At 72.2% G+C, this 2,886-nt stretch carries 2 protein-coding genes and 1 pseudogene; 2 read left to right on the plus strand and 1 reads right to left on the minus strand.

The annotated features are described in order from the left end of the window. Nucleotides 1–742, plus strand: a pseudogene (locus AB0I76_RS26645) (hyaluronate lyase); the annotation flags it as partial. 165 nt (nucleotides 743–907) lie between these two features. After that, on the plus strand, nucleotides 908–1,090 hold the full coding sequence (locus tag AB0I76_RS26650) for a hypothetical protein (protein WP_357040904.1): 183 nt from the start codon (nucleotides 908–910) through the stop codon (nucleotides 1,088–1,090). Between the two features lie 60 nt (nucleotides 1,091–1,150). Here AB0I76_RS26650 and AB0I76_RS26655 read toward each other — a convergent pair whose 3' ends face one another. Beyond that, nucleotides 1,151–2,782 carry a 5'-nucleotidase C-terminal domain-containing protein gene (locus AB0I76_RS26655; RefSeq protein ID WP_357040907.1) on the minus strand — a complete coding sequence of 544 codons (1,632 nt, stop codon included), beginning with the start codon at nucleotides 2,780–2,782 and terminating at the stop codon, nucleotides 1,151–1,153. Nucleotides 2,783–2,886 lie beyond the last annotated feature (104 nt).

Raw genomic sequence — 2,886 nt, forward strand, 5'->3', positions numbered from 1 at the left:
GGGCGTACGCCTGCGGCTGGCCGACGGGTCGGCGGTGTCCGCGCGGGCGGTGGTCGGCGCGGACGGCTCGTCGGGTGTGACGGCCCGGCATGTGGGGGTCCGGCACCGGCAGGTGGACCTCGGGCTGGAACTGGAACTGCCGGTTCCGCCGGCCGAGCGGGACCGCTGGCGACGCCGGGTGCTGCTGGACTGGGGGCCGCTGCCCGGGTCGTACGCCTGGGTGTTCCCCAAGGACGACCTGCTGACGGTCGGGGTCATCGCGGCGCGGGGCGCGGGGGAGCGGACCCGCGCCTACCTCCGGGCGTTCGTCGACCGGTTGGGCCTGGCCGGGATCGAGCCGGCGCACGACTCGGGGCACCTGACCCGCTGCCGTACGGCGGACTCGCCGCTGCGGCGGGACCGGGTGCTGGTGGCCGGGGACGCCGCCGGCCTGCTGGAGCCGTGGAGCCGGGAGGGCATCAGCTACGCCCTGCGCTCCGGCGCCCTCGCCGGCCTGGCGGTCGTCGACGGCGACCTGGCCGGCTACGAGCGGGCGGTGGCCACCGACCTGCTGCCGTCGATGCGCGCCGGGCACCGGCTGCTGGACGTGTTCGCCCGCCGGCCGGGGGTGTTCCACGCGGTGCTCGCCACCCCGCCGGGCTGGCGCATGTTCGTGCGCTTCTGCCAGGGAACGGCGAGCTTCGACGAGACGCTGACCCGCGCCCCGGTCCGGGCCGCCCTCGCCCTGCTGGCCCGGGTGTAAGGAAGGGCCCCCTCTTAACAACCACGCCCGACCATCGATTCAGGATCCTAGGATGCTTTAGGGGTGGTGGCGCAGCAGACCGACCGCGCACGGGACAGGCAACCCAGGCACTGGCTCCGAGGCCCCGGCGAGCCGACAATGGAGTGGCCGAGAAGGGGGAGCGCCATGACCGAGGGCGGACAGCCGTTCACCGACGACGAGTACGCCTTCCTCCGGCACGTCCGCTTCGGGGAGCTGCCACCGGCGGCCCGACCGGAGGAGCGGGTCGAGCTGACCGAGACAGACCCCCGCCGGGACCGGCCGGAGCCGGCGGACGACCCCGTGCGGTGGGACCTGCGGCACGGCTGAGTCCGAGGACGCGGACGGGCCGCGGGCGTCCACGCCCACGGCCCGCCGGAGGGTGCCGGGTCAGAAGACCGGCAGGCCCTCGCGCACCAGCTTCCAGTTCGGCTGGAAGAAGTCCGCCGGGTCGATGACGCCCCGGGCCTGCGCCCAGTCGATGAGCAGCTGACGGATCTCCTGGCCCTCGTTGTAGACCTGGGTGGTCACGATGCCCGGGAAGTTGCCGCCGCCGCTGCGCCGGTAGTTGTTCACCGCCACCACGAACCGCGCGTCGTCCGCGACCGGGGTGTCGGTGCCAGGCAGGACCAGTCGGGTGATCCGCTGGCCGACCGGCCGGGAGATGTCGATGTCGTACTCCAGGCCGGAGATGACGTCGTAGTTGTAGTCCGGCACGTTCGGGTCGTTGATCGTCGCGAGGTCGACCGGCGCGCCGGGGGCGAGGGTCTGGAAGTACTTCGCGGAGTACTCCAGGTACGCGCGTACCTGGGCGCCGGTGAGGACGACCGCCTCCAGGGTGTTGTCGAAGACGTACAGCCCGGCGACGTCACGGACCCGGACGTCCCCGGCGGGGAAGACGGCGGTCCGGCTGAACGGCGCCGCGATGGACAGCACCGGCAGGCTGCCGTGGTCGGTGCCGGCCAGCGCCGTGCGGACCACCTCGGCCTGTACGTGGTTGATGAAGTCGAGGATCGGGGTGTCCCGGTACCGGGACTCCGCCGCCGACAGCTCCACGGTGGACCGGGCGACGACCTGGTTGACGTACGCGACGGTCTTCGCGTGCTGGGCGCGCACGGCCGCGAGGACTGCCGGGTCCTCGACCACGGTGTTGGTGTTGAGGGTGGTGGCCTTCTTGTCGACGACCGTCCACCGGCCGCGGACCTTGCGCACGGTGAAGTCCATCCGGGTGAGGCGCTGACCCCACTTGGAGGGCTCGGAGAGCAGCACCTGCGCGCCGGTGGCGGTGTTGGTGACGAAACGCTGCGGCACCTCGCGGTGGGCGTGCCCGAACAGGATCGCGTCGATGCCCGGCACCTGTTCGGCGATCAGCGCCGACGGGTTCTCGTTCGGCAGCTCCGGGCCGTAGCTGGAGGTGCCGCTGTCGCCGCCGTGCGCGGAGATCAGGACGAGGTCGGCACCGCGCTCGCGCATGATCGGCACCCAGGTGCGGGCGGTCTCGACCATGTCGGCGAAGACCAGCTTGCCCTCGACGTTGCCCTTGTCCCAGATGGCCGTGCCGGGGTTGGTCAGGCCGAGGATGCCGACGCGGATCGTCGGGGAGTCCGGGCCGCCGAGGGAGACCTTCTTGATCACGTACGGCAGGAAGGCCGGCTTGCCGGTGGCCGCGTTGAGGGCGTTCGCGGCCAGGGCCGGGAAGCCGAGCTGGTTGATCCAGGTCGCCAGCAGCGGGAGCCCGTAGTTGAACTCGTGGTTGCCGAGGGTCACCGCGTCGTACCGCAGGACGTTCATGGCGTTGGCCATCGGGTGCGTCTCACCGGTGACGGTGATCGGCTCCTGCTTGGCGTAGTAGGTGGCCAGGGGAGTGCCCTGGATGGTGTCGCCGGCGTCCAGCACCAGGGTCGCCCGGCCGGCGCGCTCGGCGCGGATCTGGTTGACCAGGGTGGCCAGCTTGGCGACGCCGACGTCGTTGTGGGCGCTGTCGTCGTACTCGGCGTCGCGGTAGTAGTCCCAGTTGTGCACGTTGCCGTGGGTGTCGGACGTGCCCAGGACGGTCAGGTCCCAGGTCTGCGCTCAACGAGGGCCGGGACCTCCCCGAGCAGTACCAGGAACTGATGCGCACCGGG

The sequence above is a fragment of the Micromonospora sp. NPDC049799 genome (assembly GCF_040656655.1).
GTDB lineage: Bacteria > Actinomycetota > Actinomycetes > Mycobacteriales > Micromonosporaceae > Micromonospora.